The 222-nt window shown below is 48.2% G+C and carries 1 tRNA gene and 1 rRNA gene; both read right to left on the bottom strand.

Going from position 1 to position 222, the window contains the following annotated elements:
* Positions 1–59: transfer RNA gene (locus tag WA302_RS25250), tRNA-Ile, on the bottom strand.
* Between the two features lie 82 nt (positions 60–141).
* Positions 142–222: ribosomal RNA gene (locus WA302_RS25255) — 16S ribosomal RNA — on the bottom strand; the annotation flags it as partial.

Raw genomic sequence — 222 nt, forward strand, 5'->3', positions numbered from 1 at the left:
GAGTGGACTTGAACCACCGACCTCACCCTTATCAGGGGTGCGCTCTAACCACCTGAGCTACAAGCCTATAAAGGTATTTCTGCTCGTTACTTTCTATCAGACAATCTGTGTGAGCACGCCACTCGAATCAATATCTTTAGGTAAGGAGGTGATCCAACCGCAGGTTCCCCTACGGTTACCTTGTTACGACTTCACCCCAGTCATGAATCACAAAGTGGTAAG

The organism is Serratia sp. 201, assembly GCF_037027545.1.
In the GTDB taxonomy this organism is placed as follows: Bacteria; Pseudomonadota; Gammaproteobacteria; order Enterobacterales; family Enterobacteriaceae; genus Serratia; species Serratia bockelmannii.